Source organism: Spirochaetota bacterium, assembly GCA_035477215.1.
GTDB lineage: Bacteria > Spirochaetota > UBA4802 > UBA4802 > UBA5368 > MVZN01.
On the sequence record DATIKU010000047.1, the window covers coordinates 1 to 20,462 of the forward strand.

General features: G+C 58.0%; 19 protein-coding genes and 1 tRNA gene. 9 read left to right on the top strand and 11 right to left on the bottom strand.

Features of this window, described 5'->3' with window-relative positions; translation table 11 throughout:
• Positions 1-165 precede the first annotated feature (165 nt).
• The gene (locus tag VLM75_10750; protein ID HSV97397.1) at positions 166-2,166 is read left to right on the top strand and encodes a LamG-like jellyroll fold domain-containing protein; all 2,001 of its coding nucleotides are present in this window, start codon (positions 166-168) and stop codon (positions 2,164-2,166) included.
• 36 nt (positions 2,167-2,202) lie between these two features.
• Here the strand turns inward: VLM75_10750 and VLM75_10755 are convergent, their stop codons facing one another.
• Complete coding sequence (locus VLM75_10755; protein HSV97398.1) at positions 2,203-4,242, bottom strand: cyclic nucleotide-binding domain-containing protein; 2,040 nt, start codon at positions 4,240-4,242, stop codon at positions 2,203-2,205.
• Between the two features lie 312 nt (positions 4,243-4,554).
• On the opposite strand from VLM75_10755, the gene VLM75_10760 reads away from it, so the two are divergent.
• The gene (locus VLM75_10760; GenBank protein ID HSV97399.1) at positions 4,555-5,112 is read left to right on the top strand and encodes a rubrerythrin; all 558 of its coding nucleotides are present in this window, start codon (positions 4,555-4,557) and stop codon (positions 5,110-5,112) included.
• 90 nt (positions 5,113-5,202) lie between these two features.
• Positions 5,203-5,349 carry a hypothetical protein gene (locus VLM75_10765; GenBank protein ID HSV97400.1) on the top strand — a complete coding sequence of 49 codons (147 nt, stop codon included), beginning with the start codon at positions 5,203-5,205 and terminating at the stop codon, positions 5,347-5,349.
• Between the two features lie 206 nt (positions 5,350-5,555).
• Here the strand turns inward: VLM75_10765 and VLM75_10770 are convergent.
• Positions 5,556-5,628 (bottom strand) — tRNA-Thr (locus VLM75_10770).
• A gap of 333 nt (positions 5,629-5,961) precedes the next feature.
• Here VLM75_10770 and VLM75_10775 point away from each other — a divergent pair.
• Entirely contained in the window at positions 5,962-6,750 is a 789-nt protein-coding gene (locus VLM75_10775) for an electron transfer flavoprotein subunit beta/FixA family protein (GenBank protein HSV97401.1), read from the top strand.
• Positions 6,751-6,764: 14 nt separating this feature from the next.
• The gene (locus tag VLM75_10780; protein ID HSV97402.1) at positions 6,765-7,718 is read left to right on the top strand and encodes an electron transfer flavoprotein subunit alpha/FixB family protein; all 954 of its coding nucleotides are present in this window, start codon (positions 6,765-6,767) and stop codon (positions 7,716-7,718) included.
• Between the two features lie 100 nt (positions 7,719-7,818).
• Here the strand turns inward: VLM75_10780 and VLM75_10785 are convergent, their stop codons facing one another.
• Entirely contained in the window at positions 7,819-8,472 is a 654-nt protein-coding gene (locus tag VLM75_10785; GenBank protein HSV97403.1) for a hypothetical protein, read from the bottom strand.
• Complete coding sequence (locus VLM75_10790) at positions 8,469-8,825, bottom strand: polymer-forming cytoskeletal protein (protein ID HSV97404.1); 357 nt, start codon at positions 8,823-8,825, stop codon at positions 8,469-8,471. Before VLM75_10790 ends, VLM75_10785 begins: the two co-directional genes overlap by 4 nt.
• 361 nt (positions 8,826-9,186) lie before the next feature.
• Between VLM75_10790 and VLM75_10795 the strand changes: the two genes are divergently transcribed.
• The 4 genes from VLM75_10795 to thiD all read left to right on the top strand — a co-directional run bounded on the left by VLM75_10795 (position 9,187) and on the right by thiD (position 14,089).
• Positions 9,187-11,070: an acyl-CoA dehydrogenase gene (locus VLM75_10795; protein ID HSV97405.1), complete on the top strand. Its 1,884-nt coding sequence runs from the start codon at positions 9,187-9,189 to the stop codon at positions 11,068-11,070.
• Between the two features lie 152 nt (positions 11,071-11,222).
• A complete protein-coding gene (locus VLM75_10800) occupies positions 11,223-11,612 on the top strand; it encodes a YlbF family regulator (protein HSV97406.1) in 390 nt (129 codons plus the stop codon).
• Between the two features lie 155 nt (positions 11,613-11,767).
• A complete protein-coding gene (gene rmuC, locus VLM75_10805) occupies positions 11,768-13,099 on the top strand; it encodes a DNA recombination protein RmuC (GenBank protein ID HSV97407.1) in 1,332 nt (443 codons plus the stop codon).
• Between the two features lie 198 nt (positions 13,100-13,297).
• The gene (gene thiD / locus VLM75_10810) at positions 13,298-14,089 is read left to right on the top strand and encodes a bifunctional hydroxymethylpyrimidine kinase/phosphomethylpyrimidine kinase (GenBank protein HSV97408.1); all 792 of its coding nucleotides are present in this window, start codon (positions 13,298-13,300) and stop codon (positions 14,087-14,089) included.
• Here thiD and VLM75_10815 read toward each other — a convergent pair.
• The 7 genes from VLM75_10815 to VLM75_10845 all read right to left on the bottom strand — a co-directional run bounded on the left by VLM75_10815 (position 14,081) and on the right by VLM75_10845 (position 20,456).
• Positions 14,081-14,935: a 4Fe-4S binding protein gene (locus tag VLM75_10815; protein ID HSV97409.1), complete on the bottom strand. Its 855-nt coding sequence runs from the start codon at positions 14,933-14,935 to the stop codon at positions 14,081-14,083. The genes thiD and VLM75_10815 overlap by 9 nt on opposite strands.
• Positions 14,936-14,945: 10 nt before the next feature.
• A complete protein-coding gene (locus VLM75_10820; GenBank protein HSV97410.1) occupies positions 14,946-15,215 on the bottom strand; it encodes a hypothetical protein in 270 nt (89 codons plus the stop codon).
• A 9-nt stretch (positions 15,216-15,224) separates the two neighbouring features.
• Positions 15,225-16,049 carry a 4Fe-4S binding protein gene (locus VLM75_10825; protein ID HSV97411.1) on the bottom strand — a complete coding sequence of 275 codons (825 nt, stop codon included), beginning with the start codon at positions 16,047-16,049 and terminating at the stop codon, positions 15,225-15,227.
• Between the two features lie 37 nt (positions 16,050-16,086).
• Positions 16,087-17,595 (bottom strand): glycogen synthase GlgA, encoded by a 1,509-nt coding sequence (gene glgA, locus VLM75_10830; GenBank protein ID HSV97412.1) that lies wholly within the window; start codon positions 17,593-17,595, stop codon positions 16,087-16,089.
• Positions 17,592-19,247, bottom strand: coding sequence for a 2,3-bisphosphoglycerate-independent phosphoglycerate mutase (gene gpmI / locus VLM75_10835; protein ID HSV97413.1), 1,656 nt, complete (start codon positions 19,245-19,247; stop codon positions 17,592-17,594). The genes glgA and gpmI overlap by 4 nt, the downstream gene beginning before the upstream one ends.
• Positions 19,248-19,394: 147 nt before the next feature.
• Complete coding sequence (locus VLM75_10840) at positions 19,395-19,727, bottom strand: STAS domain-containing protein (GenBank protein HSV97414.1); 333 nt, start codon at positions 19,725-19,727, stop codon at positions 19,395-19,397.
• 18 nt (positions 19,728-19,745) lie between these two features.
• Entirely contained in the window at positions 19,746-20,456 is a 711-nt protein-coding gene (locus tag VLM75_10845) for a hypothetical protein (GenBank protein ID HSV97415.1), read from the bottom strand.
• Positions 20,457-20,462 lie beyond the last annotated feature (6 nt).

Sequence of the window (20,462 nt, forward strand, 5' to 3'; positions counted from 1 at the left end):
CCGGGACAGGGTGAAGATCGCCATCGGCGGCGCATGCTGTACGCAGTCGCTTGCCGATGAGATGGGTGTCGACGCGTATGGGGAATCGGCGGTCGCAGCGGTGAGGATATTCGACGGTTTTACCACCGCGTTAAAGACGGATTAATACATATGGCGGGAGGTATTATGAAAAAGACAGTGCTTGTGGTCGGCTGCGTTTTTCTGATCGCCGGCCTCGCAGGATGCGGCGAAGGAGGTGGTGGCGGGAAGCAGTATCCCCGCTTTGCCGGGGGCGACAATGAGATAATAGACTTTTCGTTTCCCGCGTCGTTGAATGCGTCCCTGGGCGGCGACGTGTCCGGCGTCATCAGCGGCGACACCATTTCACTCACCGTGCCGCATTCCGTGCCGGTCGACTCGCTTGTGGCCGACTACCTTACCAACAGCGTGACGGTTGAAGTGAACGGTGTCGTGCAGAGCCGCGGGATTACGGCGAACGATTTCGGTTCGCCTGTCGTTTATCGCGTAATCGCGGACAACGGCGATACGCAGGATTATACCGTAACGGTCGGTCGCGCGCCAAGCCCTGAAAAGCGGATAAGCTCGTTTTCCATAAACGGAGTGGACGGGAGCATCGACGCCGATGCCGGCACGATCGCGCTCGACCTCCCGGCCGGGACCGGCCAGTCGTCGCTGGTCGCGCTTTTCTCCGCGGCAGGGAAGAGCGTGACGGTGAACGGTGTCGTTCAGACGAGCGGAAAAAGCGCGAATGACTTCACCCGACCCGTAACGTACACGGTTGTCGCTTACGATGGTTCCATGCGCGATTATGCAGTGACGGTCCGCATACTTCCGGCTCCGTGGAAGGAAATCACCTCGTTCGCGTTTTTAGCGGACGGAAATCCTGGCCTCGGGATTGATGTGCCGGGAGTGATCGATAATTCCGACATATCGGTTGTCCTGCCGCACGGATCGGATCCGACCGCCCTTGTCGCATCGTATGCCACCACGGGAAAAAGCGTAACCGTGAAAGGTGAAATTCAGGAGTCGGGCGTCAGCCCCAACGATTATTCCGCGCCGCTCGCGTTCCTGGTGGCCGCCGAGGATGGAAGCACCCGCGAATACTTGGTGGCCGCCACCATCGCCAAAAGCGATGCGAAGTCGATCACGCGGTATCAGCTTGACGGCGAACCCGGCCTTATCGACGAATCTGCCCGCTCGATACGGGTTGATCTGCCCGCAGGAAAGAACCTCTCGAAACTCACCGCTTCATTTGTGACGACTGGCGTTCTGGTTACCGTAGACGGAAGGGAGCAGAAGAGCGGTCTTACCCAAAATAATTTCTCGGGCCCCGTGCATTATGACGTTACCGCCGACGATGGTTCGGTGCAAAGCTATGTCGTCGAGGCGCGCCGCACCGAGGAGTTGGCCGGGCTTTGGAATTTCGAATATCCGGCCGACGGTGAATATCTGATCAGCGGCGCGAGGCCGGTGGAGGGACTGTTCGGCAACGCGCTCTTCTTCGATGGGCGCGGCGATTACATGCTTGTCCCCGACAGCGACCGGCTCACCCTCGCCGATGCCGGTAGTATAGAGGTTTTCCTCAAGGTGCTGTCGCTCAGGGACTACGCCGGGATTGTGCACAAAGGAGTAAAGACAGACTTCAGCGACGAAACATATACTTTACAGCTATGGGGGAAGGACGGCACCCTGCGTCTCGGGATATTCAATGAAAAAGGCCAGTGGGCTTACGTGGATGCCGCGCGTAAGCTTGAAAACGGAGAATGGTATCATATTGTGGCTACCTGGAATTCTTCGGATCTGGCTATTTATATGAATGGGAAGCTGGAGGGCACGGTAAAGAATACCGTAGGAGCGGTGCGTGACAGCGCGGGCGGACTGGTTATAGGGGCCCAGCTGGACAAGAAATACAACAGCACCTACGGCAATCTGGGCTTCCATGGAATATTCGACAGAGTGGCGTTGTACGCAAGCGCGATGAACGCGGAAGAAGTGGCGAACCGGTATGCCGTTTACGAGGCGGCGGGAGGGACGGCGCTGACGGCCTATCTGCTCTCGGCGCCGTCGCGGAATACATCGCTCGTGGTCACTTCGCTTCTCGGGGTGATAGCGCTTCTGGTGCTCGTATCGGTGTACAACCGGCGGCGCATGCGTTCGGCCGGTTGATCGATCTTCGGGAGATGAATGAAGGAGCGGGCGCGATCAGCGCCCGCTTTCTTTTATTCTGAGCTCGAGATCGAATTCACCGAGGTATTCCTCGATAGTTGAAACCGTGTCGGAGTCGATCTCATCATCCGCGTCCTCATTAAGTTCTTCCGACTTCAGGGCCTGGTGGATGTAGCGAAGCAGGTCGTCGGGTGCGGCGGGGATATCCCCGTTCAGGAAACCCGGGTCCAGCTCGACCGCGTAGGTGGAATCGATGCGATTCTGGCCGAGCATCCCGAGCACGAGCAGCAATGCGTTTCTCGCCTTCCAGCTCCTCACGCTCAGCAGCTTGCTCATGTAGTCCATACTTTCCGACAGCGCCGCCTGGCTCTGGTCGACCCTGTGCGCGAGCTTTTGCGCGAGGGCAAGGGCGAAATCGGGATTGTTCTTTATCAGCGCCTCGAGGTTGTCCGCCGAGGCCTGGGCAAGGATGCAGCGTGTCTCACACACCACGGTTACCGTACGCTTCGTATCTCCGAGCAGGGCGAGCTCGTTGAATATCTGGCCCTGTTCCATGGACTCGAGGAACACCCGCTCTCCGGATTCGAGCTCCCTGTAGAAATTGATCCTTCCTTTTCTGATGAAATAGAAGGTGTTAACCTCGTCGCCCTGTCTGAATACGACCGCCCCGGGCTGATAGGCAACCTCCTTCTGCATTACGGTGGCGGGCCGCATGAAGAGCCGCCGTATCCCCTCGAATCCCGGAAGTTTGAGATTGAAGACCAATCCCTTCTTAAGCCTGTACAGGTAATAACGCGCGAGAAAGCGATAAAAGGCCGTCCCGGCGCCGATAAGCCTGACTATCGAACCCGTGGGGCCGTTCTGCGGCAGATGGTTTTCCCAGATGAGTGAAACGGGTATTTCGGGCGAGCGGAAGCTTCGTGTCTCGAAGTATATGGTCAATGCGCCCGTGGAGGGGAAGGGCTCGAATGTCCGGAGAAAGCAGTTCGCCGCCGTGATGTCGAAGGTTACCAGGTTCTCCTCGGTGTCATCGCGACGCAGGACGGCGTCGAAGATTATCGGAATGCGCATGGCCGAGTACTTGAAAAATGACGGGTTGACGGTACCGACCATCATGAGAATGAATCCGATCGAGGCCGGATATATGGACACTATCAGCACCCGCTCCTCCGACGCCATCTCCAGTCCCAGCAGGGAAATGAGCTCGTTCCTGAACGGGAACAGAATCACGGCCGCGATAATGAACAGCGCCGTCAATGCCCAGAGCCCGGCGCCTCCCTGCGATTTGAACAGACGGGCCCCGGAACCGGTGGGTGTCCCCATGGAATTCAGTATCCAGCGTTCATACCGGGGCTGGCGAAAGAGCACGTGCCAGTCTTCCAGTCGAAGCCCCATGCCGTCAAGCTGCGCGCGCTCCGGGATCATCTTGGCCCGGGCTATGAGCAGTTCGAGCGCCCCCACGGTAAAAATGATGAGCGGGCCGATCCAGTACGAGTGCGTTCCGCCACTGATGAGTAAAAGGTCAAACAGGCCGTGCAGGATCAGCGGTATGAAAACGGCGCGCGCCAGGTTCAGCATTCGGCTGGAACCGCTGTCACTTAGTCTCCATAGGCCGATGAAATAACCGATGAGCGCGCACGTGGTGAGGTGAAGAGGCACGGAAAAAAGGATGCGCACAAGAATGACCGAGGGACCGTAATTGGACGCATAAAAAACATTTTCGACCATGGAAAAACCGACTCCCACCGAAATGCCGCAGATAACGCAGTCCAGCAGTCGCATGGGAGATTTGGTTTTGATGATAAATAACAATGCGATCAGGGCGCCGAGCTTCTCGACCAGGGCGGCTTTAATAAACGCCTCCGTAACGATTGACTGTGTTGAGACCATCGAATTGATGAATGGCGCCAGCAGGATGATGATGAGCGCGAGGGCAATCCCGCAAAGAAGCGACTCGAGGTGCCGGGCGTACTCGGGGGTGATGGATTCCCGCCGGTAATGTTTGAAAAAATGGCGGAAGTAAATGAGATAAATCAGCGGTACGGGCAGGAGGGCTGTGATGAATGAGGTGAGCATGGCTGCTTGCGCCTGAAGCGTGACGCTGGCTTTCTCCGAAAAGGGGCTATACACCGGTCAACCCGGTACCGGCACTGGTATAATGATCGATATAATCCGGTTGAAAATTTAGAGAATATCTGCGGCAGGGATATGCAGCCTGGGGGCGCTCTCCCGCCAGCCTGGGAAAGGTGTAATGGAGTTGCCATCGATACTGCTTGACCTTTCCTTCCCGCAATGATATCATGGAATGATACGTGGATCGTTCGGGAATGAACCTGGGGCCTGCCCGGGTTCCGGTCATTTAACAAAACAGACAGGGAGAAGACACCCATGGCGCAATTAAAATGCAAAGCCTGCGGATATATCATAGACGAAAAAAGGCTCGGCGATGTCTGCCCCGCCTGCGGAGTTCCGAAAAAAGCTTTCGAGCCGTGGACAGATGACATGTCCCCCCGCAGAAGGACGCTCCTTGCGCTCAATCTTCATCCTATTGCGCTTCATTTTCCGCAGGCATTCTCGGCCATGATTCCGGTGTTCATCATTGCCGATCTAATGATGCCGCTTCCTTTCGGCTTCGAGGTGTCGCAGGCGGTGCGGCTGCTTTCGGTCCTGGTGTTCCCTTTTGCGCTTGCGGCCTTTGCCAGCGGCATTATCGACGGGATGACCCGCTTCAAGCGGCTGGGAGCCCCCTCCCTGGTCCGGAAGATCGTCCTTGGCTGTACATTTCTTGCCGCTTCGTTCCTGCTTTCGCTGGTGGCGATTCTCAATGAGGCGCTCGACCCGGTGCGCTGGTATGTCTTTGGCCTTGCCGTTCTCTGCATTGGCCTCCAGGTGGCTCTTGCCCAGATAGGGAAACACCTGATGTGCATCTACCTTCCGGGGAAATAGGCCCTGCCGGCATTTCTTTCCGTATCTTGAGGTTCCGGGGAATTATGACGATCATTAATATAACATCCCCGGCGAACAAAGAGGTTCGGAATGAAACAGGAAGAATTGCTGGTAAACGCGCTCGTTTCCAGCGCACGGGCCGAAATCGGCCGCGGAGTCAGGAAAGAGGATATATTGAAATCGCTCGCATCGCTTGTGGATTCCGAGCTCTACCGGAGAGTTCGCGAGCGGTTGTAGCTGCGGAGATCTGCCGAAAACATTGTTATCGAATCCTGCCCGTTTTCCCCGCGTTTCCAATCACCCTATGGCTCCGGATATGCCTGACTTGCACGACGATTCTGGAATTGATCGGTGTGGCGGGGAAAACCGCGGTGGCTGCGGACGCCATTTAAGAAGACAGCCCGGGGGCCCCGGGCTGTTGCGGTAAATCATCTTCCAGGATAAGCCAGCGACCAGGATCGAACTGGTGACCTGCGCATTACGAGTGCGCCGCTCTACCAACTGAGCTACGCTGGCGGAAACCCCTGATACGCGTAAGTCTCTATCGACAGGGCCTCTATTTGTCAAATATATTTATCGCATTCCGGCACTGGCCGGTGCCGGGTCCGCTTTTTGGGGAGCCGGCCGGCAGGCCTCTTCGTACAAAAAATACAAATATTCATTAACATAACGGAACCTTATTATTAATAACTCTTGACAGGATTTTCCGCATTTGTACCATTGCCCCTATGGGCGTATCGGTTTTTTCGGACATTCTTTATTAAATTTGCTTCATTCCAGGGAAATTTCGCGGAATTTCCCTGGTTTTGAGGCAACTCTATTAAAATCTTACATAAGGGGAGTGGGCCAATGAAGATAGTGGTTTTGGTCAAAGAGGTTCCGGATATGGAATCCAAATTCAAAATTATTGGCGATGCCAAGATCGACGAATCCCAGATTGCATTCAAGATGAACGACTTCGACGAGTATGCCGTCGAGGCGGCGCTTCAGCTCAAGGAGAAATTAGGCGGGGAGGTCGTTATCCTGTCCTCCGGTCCCGAGCGTGTAACCAAGGAAGTGCGCCAGGCGTTCGCGATGGGCGCCGACTGGGGCATCCACGTATGCGATCCGCAGATCGATGAAGGGGACAACTTTGTCGTCGCCGGCGCGCTGGTGAAGGCGATCGAAAGCGTGGGCGGAGTCGACCTGGTGCTGACGGGCGTTCAGGCGGATGACGATCAGGCGGCGCTTACGGGAGTTTTCGTGGCCGATATGATGAACTTCGTGCACTGCACGAACGTCGTTAAAATAGAAGTCGGCGGCGACCAGAAGGCGCTCACCGTCAACCGCGAGCTTGAAGGCGGCCTTAACGAGGTTCTCGAAATGGCCATGCCGGCGGTGCTTAGCATTCAGTCCGGCATCAATCAGCCGCGGTATCCCACACTGCCCGGCATCATGAAGGCGAAGAAAAAGAGACTGGATCTCAAGAAGGCCGCGGACCTCGGCGTAAGCGCCCTTGGCGAAGCCGGCTCCAAGACCAAGTTTCACAAGATGTACTTCCCGGTTTCCGAACACAAGGCCGAGATCATCCAGGGAGACGCGAAGGCCGCGGCGAAGACTCTTGTCGACAAACTCAGAAATGAAGCGAAAGTGATATAAGGGGGTGGATGCACATGGCCAGAATACTCGTAATAGCGGAACAGAGAGACGGTAAGCTGAGCGAAGCGACTCTCGAGCTTTGCAAGGCGGCGAAGGAAATCGCTTCGGGACTGGGCGCGACCCCTGCGGCTGCTGTATTTTTTAAGGACGACAGCCTCGCGAAAGAAGTCGCAACCTATATTCCCGAAGTTTTCGCGGTTGTTGACGGAAAGCTCGGCGCATACGACGCCGACTACTATTCGCAGGCCGTAAAGGCCGTTGTCGAGGCTAAGGACGTCAAGGGCGTTCTCATTCCTCACAGCTACGACGGTGTTGACTATGCCGGAAAGGCGGCGCTCGCCATCGGTGCCGGTATCGTCTCGAACTGCAACAAGGCCGTTGTCGAGGGGGGGGCGGTCGTTTTCACCCGCAATACTTACAACGGAAAGATCCAGGAGCAGAAATCGGTAAAGACCGATAAGTTCGTCGCTACCTTCGAAAAGGGTGCCTACGACAAGGAAGCCGCCGGCGGAGCGGGCAGTGTGACCGCCGTCTCGGTATCGCTCGTCGATTCCCGCCGTAAGATCAAGGAAATCATCGCAACCGTTGCCGGCTCGGTGGACATCAGCCAGGCGAAGGTCATCATTGCGGGCGGTCGCGGAACCAAGGAAAAGGACAAGTACAACGATGTCATCGTCAATCTCGCCAAGAAGCTCGGCGGCGAGTTCGCGGCATCCCGTCCGGTCGTGGACGCGGGCTGGACAGACGCGGCGCGCCAGGTGGGGCAGTCGGGCAAGACCGTCGCTCCGGTGCTCTATGTCGCCGCCGGCATCTCCGGTGCCATTCAGCATGTTGCAGGCATGAAGGGCTCGCAGTGCATCGTAGCCATCAACAAGGACCCCGAGGCGCCGATATTCAACATCGCGACCTACGGGATCGTGGGAGACCTCTTCGAAGTCATCCCCGCGATGATGGAAGCGCTTGGCTGAGCCGTTTTACGGATTGGAACAGAGAAGGGCCGCGAAACAGTCGCGGCCCTTTTTATTTCGATGCAAACAATGTCTCGTTGCAAATGCTGCGGGTGGCGCGTCAGAACGTGCGAAACATTACCCCGGATCGGATTACCGCGCCATAAAGGTGGTCCGAGGCCTCATTGTCCTTGCTGAAGGCGGTGAGGCAGCGTTCGCCGACCAGCGAGACGAATATGTCGGTGAACCGGCCGACGGCAAACTTGATCTCGAAGCCACCGGCGATGCCGAACTGGGTATTGTTGATGTATTTTAAAACATCGACATCGATATCGCCAAACTCGATGGACGCGGTCAGGTAGTGGGTCAGATTAAAGCCGGCGAGCAGGCCGAAGGACAGGCGCCGCCAGTCGGCGGTGGCGAGGAGCATGAACGGAATCGATACCCCCTGGATTTTGGCGGATCCTTCCTCTTCGTATTTAAAATCGATCATCGAGTACCAGAGGCCCGAGTGAATGCCGAAATGGCGGCTGGCCATCGCTTCGAAGACCAGGCCGCCGCCCAGCGCGACTGATGACTCAATCGCACCAGGGCCGTCGCCGGCGTTAGCGACGTCATAGGTGCCCGCGAGCGCTCCAATGCCGAATGAAACCCGCGGGGCTGACGGGATGGGTTCCTCCGCGCCGATCGCCGACGCGCAGAAAACGATCGCGAGGGCCAGGGCAGATGTCCATGCTGCGAAAGGCCGCCTGTTGTACATGGTCCCGGATTTCATGGCTTCTCGGTCATTATACAGGTTCCGTTGAAAACCGAGCCCTTTTCGATAAAAAGCTCGGGACAGATCAGATCGCCGTTGGAGACGCTTTTGTTGAAGAGTTCTATCCTCTGCGTCGCCTTGATCTTTCCGTTGAAGGCCCCGTTTACCGATACGACGCCCGACTTGACGTCGGCGCTTACCCGGGCCTCCTGTCCGATCATCAGATGGCCCTTCGTCTCGATCTTCCCCTCGAAAAAGCCCTTTATTTTCAGCGAGCTCTTGAAGATGAGTCTGCCGCGGAACTCGATATCGTCGGCGATGACGGTGGTTATTTTATTCTCGTCCTCGACGATCTCTCGTATCTCGTTCATTCGATGCTCCTTTTCGTGATTGTCCCGGATATTAAATGAACACCCCGCGGGGCGGTGTCAATACTATTTCAACAACGCCGCGTAGTATCGCAGCGGCGCGGGCGTATGTCAAATTAAAAAGGGCTGCTTTGGCGGGAATGTGAAATAATGCAAATACATCCATCTTAATTAATATACATACAATGCAGGTTAATATACAAATAATAATATATGGTGATATACGACAAAATAGTAAAATCTACTTGAAAAAGACGGGAAACATATAAGCATTGGCCAGATCTCGGACGCGCCGGTTCCCGTCCCGTGGAACCGGCGCGCGGGATCGGACAAATACGGCATCTTACAATCGAGGAGGGCGTATATGGCAAGCTTACTGGTCGAGAAGCGCGATATTGATTTTATCCTGTACGAACAGTTTGATATTCTGAAGCTTACTAAAAAGGACAAGTTCAGCTATTTTTCGAAAGACGAATTCGACATGACGATAGAGCAGGCGCTCAAGTTCGCTGAAAACGAGCTGGCCCCCATCAACCAGGACGGCGACCGCATCGGCGCGAAATGGGACAACGGCAAAGTGACCGTTCCCCCGTCGTTTCACGGGCCGCTGAAGACCTACGGAGAGGCGGGCTGGGTGTCCGCCGCCGACGATACCGAAGTGGACGGACAGGGGCTTCCGATGTCCGTGTTCACCGCATGTAACGAGATGTTTCACGCCGCAAATACCGCCATCAATCTTTATCCCGGTCTCGCCCACGGCGCGGGGAAACTCATAGAACTCTACGGAACCGACGAACAGAAGAGAAAATACCTCGGCAAGGTGTATTCGTTCGAGTGGGGCGGCAGCATGTGCCTGACCGAGTCGGGCGCGGGAAGCGATCTGGCGCACATCGCGACGAAGGCAGCGCGGATCGACGACACGCATTATAAAATCTCGGGACAGAAAATATTCATCACCGGCGGCGATTACGACGCCAAGCCCAACATCGTGCATCCGGTGCTCGCGCGCCGCGAGGGCGATCCCGAGGGGATCAAGGGGATATCGATCTTCATCGTGCCCAAGTACAGGGTAAACGACGACGGTTCGATCGGCGGGTACAATGACGTGGCGTGCGCCGGTATCGAGCACAAGATGGGAATCAAGGGATCGGCCACATGCACTCTCAGTTTCGGAGACAACGGGGACTGCATCGGCGAGCTCCTGGGGCAGCCCTGTCAGGGCATCGAGGTCATGTTCCACATGATGAATGAGGAGCGGCTCAATGTCGGCGTACAGGCGCTCGGCATAGCTTCCACGGCGTACCTCAATGCGCTTAAATATTCACAGGAAAGGCTGCAGGGAGCCGACATCCGCCTGAAGGGGAAATCGACCAAGCTCCTCAACCTCATCAAGCATCCTGACATCCGGCGCGGGCTTCTCTGGATGAAGTCCTACGTTGAGGGACTCAGGGCCCTCAACTACTACGCCGCTTTCTGCATGGACCTGCGCAATGCCGAGACCGACGAAGCCGTGGCGAAGACCGCCAACGGGTTCCTCGAATTCCTCACGCCGGTCTGCAAGGCCTACTCCAGCGATATGGGATACGACGTCTGCGAGCAGGCGATACAGATTTTCGGCGGCTATGGTTTCTGCGGAGACTATCCGGTGGAACAGTTCGCGCGTGACTGCAAGATCACCTCGCTCTACGAGGGCACCAACGGCATCCAGGCGATCGACCTCGTGGGCCGGAAGCTCTCGATGGCCAAGGGCGAGTTCTTCAAATATATCGTAGGCCAGATGGAAAAGACCATAAACGAGGTGGGCGCAGACATGGCCCTTCAGAAATACGCCAATCTGACAAAGAAGGCGAAGGACGGTATGGTCGATTGCGCACAGCACCTCATGGGGCTCATGCAGCAGATGCAGATTCCCGAGGCCTTCGTTTCGGCTACGCCGTTCCTCGAAGTGGTCGGCGACACGATACTCGGCTGGATGCACCTGTGGCAGCTTTCCATCGCCCATAAAAAACTCGGCGAGATATTCGAGAAGGCGAACGCGGTGACCGAGGATGAGAAAAAGGCCTTAATCAATGATAATCGCGAAGCCGCCTTTTATTCCGGCAAGGTGCATTCGGCGCGCTTTTTCATCTCGAAAATCCTTCCCCTGCAGGAGGCCAAGGTCAAGTCGATTAAGGACGACGATTTCGCCGCTCTCCAGATCGAGGAAGTGGCCTTCAGCGAAGTGGCCGTTTCTCCGGCAAGCGTATAAGTCCGGACAAAAACGGGCGCGCGGCGCGATGTCGCCGCGCGCCCGATTCGTTCCGCCCGTCGTTCGAAAAAATCCTTGCAATCCCGTCTCCACTCCGGCTAATGACATCCGGCGGCCGTGAGCGCCGAATGCCATTATTCCGGATGAATTCCATGGAAGAAATATTAAACAAAGCGAACGAACTCGGCCTGATGATCCGCGGCACCGATCTGTACAGGCGCTACGAGGAGCTCTCCGTAAAAATGGACGCAGATGATGCCGCGAAGAAGCTCCTCGAGGAATACGCGCGTGTAAGCGAGGAGCTCTATGTTAAAGAGTCATCGGGCGGTCCGATCGAGGTCGATGAAAAAAAAGGATTCCAGGAACTTACGGAAAAAGTCTCACAGAACCAGCTTATAAAAGAATACATCGCAACGCAGAGCTATTTTCTCAACCTGATGATGCAGATACAGAAGATCATCAGCGAGCCCGTGGGCGAGCCGGTCGAACAGGCCCGCATCATCAAGCCGAATTCCGGCGGCAAGATCATCACAGATTTTTAGCGGCCGGAGAAGCTCGCGTATCTCCCGCCTCCCCCGGAACTTTTCGTATTTTTTTCATTCATCCCCGCCCGATTCCCGGAAATTGTTGATTTTTAATCACGCGCCGGGCGTATTAATACCAGAACGTACCATCGAGCAGCAATACAGGAGCGACCATGTCCCCGTATCTGATAATCGCCGTGTTCGCGATACTTGTCATCAATCTCATACTTCTGTTGTTCGTCCTCGTCCGGGGGGGACAGCAGGGCGGAGCGTACATCGAGCAGAGACTCGCCGCGCTCGAGAAAAACCAGGAGCGCGCCGAGCAGGGAATAAAAGAAGAAATTGCGCGCGGCAGGATGGAGGCCGCCGCCAGCGCGCGTCTGGGCAGGGAGGAGGCCTCGGGTTCCCTGCGGCTCTTCAGCGACTCGCTCCTTGCGCGCATGAGTGAGATCGCCGGTCTGCAGAAAAACCAGCTCGACACCTTCTCGCAGCAGCTTGCCACGCTTACCGCGGCCAACGAGACCAGGCTCGAGCGAATGCGCGCCACGGTTGAGGAGCGCCTCGGGTCGCTGCAGGACGATAATACCCGCAAACTGGAACAGATGCGCGCGACGGTGGACGAAAAGCTCCAGTCGACGCTCGAGAAGCGCCTGGGCGAATCGTTCAAGCTGGTGAGCGACCGGCTGGAACAGGTATACAGGGGGCTGGGTGAGATGCAGGTTCTGGCCTCGAACGTCGGTGACCTCAGGAAGATGCTGACCAACGTCAAATCCCGGGGGACATGGGGCGAGATTCAGCTCGGAGCGTTACTCGACCAGATACTCACGGCCGAGCAGTACGAGTCCAACGTTGCGACAAAACGAGGCAGCCGCGAGCGGGTCGAGTTCGCCATTAAGCTTCCGGGCCGCGGCGAGGACGAATCCGGGCCGGTCTGGCTTCCCATAGACGCCAAGTTTCCACAAGAGGATTACCAGCGTTTAATTGAAGCCCAGGACCAGGCGAATGCCCGGGCCGCGGAGGAGGCCGCGAAGGGACTCGAATTGCGGATAAAGGCGTCCGCGAAGGACATCAGGGAGAAGTACCTCAACCCTCCCGAGACCACGGATTTCGGGATCATGTACCTGCCCACCGAGGGGCTCTACGCGGAGGTAATACGCAGGAGCGGTCTTACCGAAACCCTGCAGCGCGACTACCGTGTTGTCGTGGCGGGGCCCACCACGCTCGCCGCGCTCCTGAACAGCCTGCAGATGGGGTTCCGCACCCTCGCCATCGAGAAACGCTCGAGCGAGGTATGGGCGCTCCTCGGGGCGGTCAAGCTGGAGTTCGGCAGGTTCGGCGACATCCTGGACAGGACGCAGCAGAAGCTCCGCGAGGCGAGCAATACGATAGAGGACGCGGCGCGGAAATCGCGTACCATCGAGCGCAAGCTTAAAAAGGTACAGGAGATGCCCGTCCTCGAGACCGCCGGGTTGCTGGCCGAGGACGACGAGGGCGAGGGAGCGTGAGGGATAAAATCCCCCCGCCTCCCTTCGACGAGCTCAGGACAAGCCGGCGCGCCACTTTTAGTAAAGTGGGCTCCTGTTTGATGGGCTAAATGAAAATTCTGTATTGGACCAGCCGACCAGTTCCATGAATAAGGCTCCCCTTCAGCAAAGGGGAGCTGCCGGGGGCTGAGGGGATTCCACATCGACAAGGAGAACAGCATGACCATACCGCGCGTATTGACCATAGCGGGTTCCGACTCCGGCGGCGGCGCCGGCATACAGGCCGACATCAAGACCATTACCGTGCTTGGCGGCTTCGGTATGACGGTTATCACCGCCCTCACCGCGCAGAATACGACGGGAGTGCAGGGCGTGCTCGACATCCCAGTTGAATTTATCGAGCGGCAGTTCGATTCGGTGCTTTCGGACATCGGCGCCGATGCCGCCAAGACGGGTATGCTCTCCTCGTCGGAGATCATCAAGGCCGTGGTGAGCAAGATCAGGGAATACGGCATCGACCGCCTGGTCGTGGATCCGGTCATGGTCGCCAAGGGCGGCGCGCACCTGTTGCGCGACGAAGCGCGTGAGAGCCTGATGAGGGACCTTCTGCCGCTCGCGCTCGTGGCCACCCCTAACGTCCCCGAAGCAACGGCACTGTGCGGCCACCCGATCGAGTCGGTGGACGACATGAAAAAGGCCGCACGCAAGATTCGCGACATGGGGGCTCGAAACGTCGTGGTGAAGGGCGGCCACTTGGACGGCGATGCGATCGACATCCTCTTCGATGGAAAGGACTTCCACACGTTCAGCGTCGAACGCGTTGTGACCGGGGATACACACGGCACCGGATGCACCTATTCCGCCGCAATAGCGACGGCCCTGGCGCGCGGTGAAGAGGTGTACGGAGCGGTCGAAAGCGCCAAGCGATACATCACCGCGGCGATCCGGAATTCGCTGCGGCTGGGCAGCGGGCACGGTCCGACGAACCATCTGTCGCCCATTTTATCCTGATTTCGGCTCTTTGTCTTGGCCCGGCCCTATATCGGCAAGGCGGTTGATCCGCTCGAGCAGTCTTCCCGCAAGCGTTTCCTCCTCTGCGAGAACAAGCGAGAGCGCGCCTCGCGGGCACAATTCCACACAGCGGCCGCATCCCTTGCAGTCCGGTCCCATGACCGGTTTGCCGTTTTCCATCCGTATCGCCGCCACAAAGCACCGTTCGGCGCAGATGCCGCAGCCGTCGCAGGACGCGGCATCGAGCGTGATCGATATCCCGGGAAGCCGCCGGTAGGCCCTGTCGAGGTTCGGTCCGCGCCGCTTCATGTGCGTTCGGTAAAGGCAGCAGCAGTCGTCGCAGAAACAGATGAACATCAGCCGGTTGAAGGGAGTGAGCATGAAGGCCAGCGGGTCGATCCACACGTGGGCCACGTTGGCCACCAGCCCGGCGTCGGCTGCATTTTTAACGTGCCCGAAGGCCTCGTCGATAGTGGCCCGGTGTCCGTGCGAGGGATGCATCCGGCCGACGGCGCTGCCGAGAGCCATGCATCCGATGGTTTTCGGATGGTTTGCGCAGTCGAGTTTTCCGCGGCATATGCATTCGTCAAGGATAAATATCTCGGAAGCCCCGCGTATCACGCGCTCCACGAGGCGGCGGGGAAGGGGTGCGCTGTCGGGAGCGGGGAGCGATACGTTGATCGGTATGGCCGTTACCTCGTTATGCGGATATGCGAAAAACGGATTGATAATCCATTTGAAAACTGGGAAGGCGCTCAGGCGCTTTGCCGCAACGATGATCGGCCATGACAGCCAGACAGCGGTTTTAACGAATCGTCGTCCGGGGCCGTAGCGGAACGGGTTCATGCTCGCCTCCTCATCGGTCAATTACTCCCTTTTTCAGCGGGAGCCACCAGGTAAAGCCGAAGAGCATCGTCTTGATCACCGTAGTACGCGCGCTGATTCCTTTCGGCAGCGCTATACGCTTAGCGTGGGGTATCTCGCTGGCATGCAGGACCAGGAGGCCGATAAGCACCGCGCCGATCAGGGCGGTGTTCGGAATAAAATAAAAACCCGTCAGAACGATCAAATAGAGGCCGATTGCGCCGGCCATGAGCATGTACCAGAAGGGCTTTTTGTTGAACATGGTCATCTCCTATTCGAAATTAATGCGTTCCCGTATGCGGCCGACGATCTCGTCGATCGCCGCGTTGACGTCGTTGATGCTGATCCGCGTGGCCCCGGACGGACACACCGCATCGCAGCGCCCGCAGGCCTTGCAGAGCGCCGTGTCGTGCGCCGGGAAACCACCGCTCATCGAGATCGCACCCATAAAGCACTCGGTGACGCATGTCCCGCAACGCGTGCACAGGGACCGGTCGACCGAGATGCCGACGCCCTTCAGGGGCACAAGCGACGCCGAGGCGGTCGCCGGAAAATATTTTCCGGAATTGAGGATGGTGCAGCAGCAGCGGCAGCAATGGCAGATGGTGAGAAGCTTCCCCCGGTCGCGGACGCCCCAGATGAAATTATCGATCTTTACTCGGCCGGTCATCGGGATGAGGCCGTCGCGCAATGTCGCGTGCAGGTGGTCGATCGCTTCATCGACCGATACATGCCTGGCGATGCGTTCATCGATCTCCCTGGCGCCCTCCCCCAGCAGGGTGCAGCCCATCCCGACCGGATGCGCATCGCACTGACGCGCGTCGCGGCAGGTGCACTTGTTGATGATGACGCGGTGTGCCGAGCGGCGAATGAGCTCCTCCACTACGGCGACCGGAAGCGGGGTGCTCCCCGGGGGCGTGAGCGTTTCGTTGATCGGGATGTAGCTGACGTTAAAATTTCTGCCGCTGAAGAGAGGAAGCGTAAGGCGAGCGATAAGCCCTCCGACGACCGGCCAGGTCGTGGCCTTTGCGCTCATCCAGGTGATCGGCCATATCTTCGCCAGCACCGGGAGCCACCATGCGGGTCGTTGTGACATCTGAATCCTCCTTAATTAAACAGTACGGTGCCGCAATTCAGGCGTTCGATTTTCCCCGGCCTTTCCCGACCGCCGGGGACCCGCCGCGCGTCCTTGCGGCCGCGTGGATCGCCTCGTACATCTTTTCGTACTCGACCGACGCGTCGCTCCATGAGTAGCTGAATTCCATCGCGTTTCGCTGGAGCGCCTTCCACGATCGCGTATTGTGAAAACAGCGGATAACATAGCGAATCTTCTCGTACAGTGCCTTCTCCGTCAGCTCGGCGAATTTGAAGCCGTTTCCGCGCAGGCTTTTATCGTCCCATTCGACCACGGTGTCGTCGAGCCCCCCGGTCGCGCGCACGACCGGAATGGTCCCGTACCGCATGCTGTACATCTGGTTGAGCCCGCACGGCTCGTAGCGCGACGGCATGAGGTAGATGTCGAGCCCCGCCTCAATGAGGTGCGACAGTCCCTCGTCGTATCCGCGGAAAAGGCCCACGCGGCCCGGAAAAAGGCGCTTGAGCTCCGCGAACCTGTCGAGTATCCAGTCATCTCCCTGGCCGAGAAGGACGAACTGCAGATTTTCGTCGGCGAGCAGCGGACGAAGCGTGTCGGCGAGCACGTCCATGCCCTTTTGATAGGTGACGCGGGAGATGGTTCCCGCCAGGGCGGCCGCCGGGTCGATATCGATCCCCATTTTTTGCTGAAGCGCTTCCCGGCACGCCCATTTGCCATCGATCGTTTTCCGGGAATAGCGTGCGGGGATGAACGGGTCGGTCTCGGGATTCCACCTCGAGTAATCGACGCCGTTGGTGATACCGCGAAAACGGCCCTTAACCTTTTGAAAAACGTCCGTCAGATCGTAACCGAAATCGGGCGTTGAAAGCTCGTCGGCATACTTTCTGCTTACGGTCGTGACCGCGTCGGCGAAGAGCACGCCGCCTTTTAAAAAATTCATCTGGTTGAAGAACTCGAGCCCGTCATCGGTAAAAAGGCCCGGATCGAGCCGGGTGAGATGAAAGTGTTCGGCCGGAAAGACGCCCTGGTAGCCGGCGTTGTGTACGGTCATTACGGTGGCGCTTTTATCAAAAAAAGGATCGTTCTTATACAGTGTTTTATGGTAAACGGGGATCAGTCCCGTCTGCCAGTCGTTGCAGTGGATGATGTCGGGGACAAAACCGATGTCTTTAAGCGCCCGCATAACGCCGCGGCAGAAGAAAATGAAACGCTCGGCGTTGTCGGCGTATGCGGTGTGCCCGTCATCGTACAACCCGTCCCGCCCGAAATAGAATTCGTGTTCGATGAAGTATACGGGGACTTCGGGGATATGGCGTGACTCGAGTACCGCCGCCCACTTCTCGCCGCCGCCCAGGGGAACGCCGAGAGGCCCCCCGACAACGCGAAGCCCGTAGCGTTCCCGGTCCACAACATAATAGCGCGGCATGATGATCCGAACGTCGTGGCCACGGCGCGCGAGCGCCACCGGCAGGGCGTTGGAGACATCGGCGAGCCCGCCTGTCTTGGCGAAGGGATAGGCCTCGGATGTCGCGAACGCGATTTTCATGCGGGCTCAATCAGCGGCGGCAGATAGTCGTCCGGGGGTTCGTGGCCCAGAAAGCAAAGGAGTGTCGCCGCGACATTGGCCAGTCCGGGCGGCTCGGAAAAGGCGCGCATACGGTATTCGCCGGCGAAGGATGGGTCGTATACGATAAAGGGGACCGGGTTCAGCGTATGGGACGTCTTGTTGAGGGAACGCCCTGTTATTTTATCGGTCTTTATAGAGCCATCCGCCGCAAGCTCGTACATCTGGTCGATATTGCCGTGATCCGCGGTGATGAGCGCGAACCCCCCGCGCGCGGCGATTGCCGGCAGCAGCCTCGCGATGCACAAATCAACCGTTTCCGCCGCGATTACCGAGGAGTGAAAGTTGCCCGTGTGTCCCACCATGTCGCCGTTGGCGAAATTGAGCCGCAGAAAATCATAGCGGCCGCTTTTAAGGGCGCCGAGCATCGAGTCGGTTATTTCCGCCGCTTTCATCCATGGGCGCTGGTCGAACTGTACCCTGTCGGAAGGTATCTCCTCGTAGGTTTCAGTGTTCTCATCGAAGCGACCGCTGCGGTTGCCGTTCCAGAAATAAGTGACATGGCCGAATTTCTGCGTTTCCGAGACCGCGTACTGACGGCGGCCCGCGAGCGCCAGGTATTCGCTGATGGAGCTATCGATCGACGGCGGCCGGACCAGGTAATTGTGAGGAATTTTCAAGTCGCCGTCGTACTCCATCATCCCGGCGAATATGACGTCCGGACGGCGCATGCGGTCGAATGAATTAAAAGTCCCCTCGTCGAAGGCGCGGGACAACTGTATCGCCCGGTCCCCCCTGAAGTTGAACAGTATCACCGAATCTCCGTCCATCACGGGGCCCACCGGGGTGCCGGTGCCATCGGCAATGGTGAAGGCGGGAAGGTACTGGTCGGCTATTCCCGTTTCTTCTGCGCGAAAGGTCTCGATCGCCTCGCGCGCGGATTTGAATTTCCGCGCGCGTCCAAGAACGTGCGCTTCCCAGCCCCTTTGCACAATGCTCCAGTCCGCCTCGTAGCGGTCCATGGTGGTTACCATCCGTCCGCCGCCCGATGCGATTCGGTAGTCGTTTCCGTCCCGCACAAAGCCGGCCAGAAACTCCTCCAGCCGGTCGATGTAAATGAGCGCGGAGGTCTCGGGAACGTCGCGTCCGTCGAGCAGAATATGCACGCGGACACGGCGCACTCCGTCGCGGTGACAGGCGGAAACGAGCGCGAAGAGCTGGTCGATATGCGAATGGACGTTGCCGTCTGAAAGGAGCCCGATGAGATGAAGCGCGGCCCCTGTTGATGACGGGCGCGATACGAGGCGCCGCCAGAGGTCCGAAGCGAAAAGCGAACCCGAAGCGACCGCCGCGTTGACGAGCTTGGCGCCCTGGTCGAAGATCCTTCCCGCGCCGAGCGCGTTATGGCCGACCTCGGAGTTGCCCATGTCGTCGTCGCCGGGAAGCCCCACGGCATTGCCGTGGGCCATGAGCGTGGTCGCCATACCGCCGGCAATGAGGCGGTCAAGGCAGGGAGTCCGCGCGGCGAAGAACGCGTTCGTATGGTCCTGGCGGCCGATGCCGATGCCGTCCATGATAATGAGGACAACGGGGCCGTTTCTTGTCAGCCATGTGGATGGTTTGAGCTTTTTCATTCCAGCAATGCATCCATGCCGGTATCGCCCGGGGACGGTGACGTGCCGACAGAAAGATATCTAACAGATCGAGGTGAAGCTGTCCACCGAATTTTTCGACAGGCCTCGTGCAGTCGTTGCGGTGGCGGGAAGAGGCGTTTACGGCACTTACAGATAACGCTCGGCGAACTCTTCGGTCGATAGCAGGGGGACGTAATCGCGCGAAAACACCTTTTCGATCAGCATATGGACGCGCGCATTCATTCCATAAAGAATGAAATGCAGCCTGGCCTCGTCGGCGATCTTGAGCATGGACAATAGAGCGGCCATGCAGGCGGAATTGAGGTTGTCGACCCCCGCCAGGTCTATTGCAACGAGGTCGGGTGCCTCCTCGACGGAATGGCGCATCGCCGTCAGGAGCTTCGACTCGTCGTGATATTCAAAAATTCCGGAAAGATGGATTATCGCGACCTTTCTGCCGGTGCTTCGGGTTATTTCCATTTCGTTCCTCTATACGGATCATGAAATTAATTTTTCGAGTGTTTCTCGCAGGCGTCCAATGCGTTCCTTGCTCTCTTCTGAAACCGCGACCGGGTCATTCGCGCCGCAACCGGCGGCGTCCCCCGACAGCGAGGCCAGAAGCCCCAGGCATTCGTCCTCGACGCGGCGCGAGAGGAAGCGGATTTCCTCGCGGCTTTTCGGCGTCGCCGTCCCGGCCTCGACCCGGCGGGAACGCGCCGCGGCAAGCGCGCGTTTCGCCAGCGGGGGTGCCCAGCGGCGGAGGATCAGGTACGAGAAGTAGGGAACGAGCAGGTAGAGGTTCGCGGCGGCCATGCCCAGGGAATAGGCAAACATCTCCGCGCTCGCGCTTTTACCCCAGGCGAACCAGAGTGCATTGACGAGCGAGAGCGAAATGAAGAATGACGCCCTGCCGCGCGGTATGCCTATCGCTGCGAAACCGGCGGAAAAAAGCAGCACAAAAAAGAGAAGCGCCAGCGCGCGCGGATCGACCAGATCGGCGATCGTGCGCACCACCGAGGAAACGCTCTCCCCGAAGCGCCAGACCCCCCCGAAAGTATCCTTTATCTCCAGGAGCGTCTGCCGGATCTCCGCGAACATTGACGATGTCTCGCCCAGGATAACCGCCCCCTCGGCAGGCCCGGAGTGGAAAAAAAGGAAAATGACGGTGACCGGCACCGCGGCGATGGCGGCGAATGAAAAGCGCTTCATGGCGGG

Excerpts from the sequence above, each read along its gene's own strand:
- VLM75_10815 (HSV97409.1), bottom strand. The coding sequence starts at position 14,935 with ATGAACCCGTTCCGCTACGGCCCCGGACGACGATTCGTTAAAACCGCT.
- VLM75_10780 (HSV97402.1), top strand. The coding sequence starts at position 6,765 with ATGGCCAGAATACTCGTAATAGCGGAACAGAGAGACGGTAAGCTGAGC.
- VLM75_10820 (HSV97410.1), bottom strand. The coding sequence starts at position 15,215 with ATGTTCAACAAAAAGCCCTTCTGGTACATGCTCATGGCCGGCGCAATC.
- VLM75_10765 (HSV97400.1), top strand. The coding sequence starts at position 5,203 with ATGAAACAGGAAGAATTGCTGGTAAACGCGCTCGTTTCCAGCGCACGG.
- VLM75_10785 (HSV97403.1), bottom strand. The coding sequence starts at position 8,472 with ATGAAATCCGGGACCATGTACAACAGGCGGCCTTTCGCAGCATGGACA.
- VLM75_10760 (HSV97399.1), top strand. The coding sequence starts at position 4,555 with ATGGCGCAATTAAAATGCAAAGCCTGCGGATATATCATAGACGAAAAA.
- VLM75_10800 (HSV97406.1), top strand. The coding sequence starts at position 11,223 with ATGGAAGAAATATTAAACAAAGCGAACGAACTCGGCCTGATGATCCGC.
- VLM75_10825 (HSV97411.1), bottom strand. The coding sequence starts at position 16,049 with ATGTCACAACGACCCGCATGGTGGCTCCCGGTGCTGGCGAAGATATGG.
- VLM75_10775 (HSV97401.1), top strand. The coding sequence starts at position 5,962 with ATGAAGATAGTGGTTTTGGTCAAAGAGGTTCCGGATATGGAATCCAAA.
- gpmI (HSV97413.1), bottom strand. The coding sequence starts at position 19,247 with ATGAAAAAGCTCAAACCATCCACATGGCTGACAAGAAACGGCCCCGTT.
- VLM75_10845 (HSV97415.1), bottom strand. The coding sequence starts at position 20,456 with ATGAAGCGCTTTTCATTCGCCGCCATCGCCGCGGTGCCGGTCACCGTC.
- glgA (HSV97412.1), bottom strand. The coding sequence starts at position 17,595 with ATGAAAATCGCGTTCGCGACATCCGAGGCCTATCCCTTCGCCAAGACA.
- VLM75_10755 (HSV97398.1), bottom strand. The coding sequence starts at position 4,242 with ATGCTCACCTCATTCATCACAGCCCTCCTGCCCGTACCGCTGATTTAT.
- rmuC (HSV97407.1), top strand. The coding sequence starts at position 11,768 with ATGTCCCCGTATCTGATAATCGCCGTGTTCGCGATACTTGTCATCAAT.
- thiD (HSV97408.1), top strand. The coding sequence starts at position 13,298 with ATGACCATACCGCGCGTATTGACCATAGCGGGTTCCGACTCCGGCGGC.
- VLM75_10795 (HSV97405.1), top strand. The coding sequence starts at position 9,187 with ATGGCAAGCTTACTGGTCGAGAAGCGCGATATTGATTTTATCCTGTAC.
- VLM75_10840 (HSV97414.1), bottom strand. The coding sequence starts at position 19,727 with ATGGAAATAACCCGAAGCACCGGCAGAAAGGTCGCGATAATCCATCTT.
- VLM75_10750 (HSV97397.1), top strand. The coding sequence starts at position 166 with ATGAAAAAGACAGTGCTTGTGGTCGGCTGCGTTTTTCTGATCGCCGGC.
- VLM75_10790 (HSV97404.1), bottom strand. The coding sequence starts at position 8,825 with ATGAACGAGATACGAGAGATCGTCGAGGACGAGAATAAAATAACCACC.